Source organism: Modestobacter versicolor, from assembly GCF_041028285.1.
In the GTDB taxonomy this organism is placed as follows: domain Bacteria; phylum Actinomycetota; class Actinomycetes; order Mycobacteriales; family Geodermatophilaceae; genus Modestobacter; species Modestobacter versicolor_A.
This window is the reverse complement of sequence record NZ_JABGDB010000064.1, coordinates 1-506: the sequence shown is the minus strand read 5'-3', so window position 1 is coordinate 506 and position 506 is coordinate 1. Positions and strand designations below refer to the sequence as shown.

The following is a 506-nucleotide window of genomic DNA, read 5'->3' as shown; positions in this document are numbered from 1 at the left end:
CGGTGAAGGTGAGTGAAATTAAGTGCAGGGATTGCCAATCTACGGAATGTAAGTATGAATAAATACATCATTGCTGTACTGATTGCTCTTACACTTACAGGTTGTTATGACGACCGTTATGATAAGTGTGAACAACAATACCCACTTACCAAAGACTACAGAGCTTGTGTCAAGAGGTTTCAAGACCAAGACAATAATGATGCAGCGGCTATGGCTGCTGTCAATGCTGCAAATACGGCAGCAATAATTGTAACTACCATGAACTAGGAAACTACTATGACGTCGGCTGAATTTAAGGAAGCAATTCGCCCATTTGTACGCCAGTTTATCCGTGAGCAAGTGATTGCACGTAGCACGGAGTACAGTGTTTATCAAGGGGATACTCAATGTAAACGAAATACTAGTGCTGTAATCAACCAAGAATTCTCTGATATTTATAGTGAAATGAGAGATCGTATCGCTCGTGAACGAGAAATCTATCAATGAATTACCACCAATACTACCCA

Annotated in this window: 2 protein-coding genes; both read left to right on the top strand. The window is 40.5% G+C overall.

The window, feature by feature from the left end:
• Nucleotides 1-54 precede the first annotated feature (54 nt).
• A complete protein-coding gene (locus HL054_RS22365) occupies nt 55-267 on the top strand; it encodes a lipoprotein (RefSeq protein ID WP_440347965.1) in 213 nt (70 codons plus the stop codon).
• Nucleotides 268-276: 9 nt separating this feature from the next.
• Nucleotides 277-486 carry a hypothetical protein gene (locus HL054_RS22275; RefSeq protein ID WP_259543969.1) on the top strand — a complete coding sequence of 70 codons (210 nt, stop codon included), beginning with the start codon at nt 277-279 and terminating at the stop codon, nt 484-486.
• Nucleotides 487-506 lie beyond the last annotated feature (20 nt).

Coding starts and splice junctions, on each gene's coding strand:
- HL054_RS22275 (WP_259543969.1), top strand. CDS start 277: ATGACGTCGGCTGAATTTAAGGAAGCAATTCGCCCATTTGTACGCCAG.
- HL054_RS22365 (WP_440347965.1), top strand. CDS start 55: ATGAATAAATACATCATTGCTGTACTGATTGCTCTTACACTTACAGGT.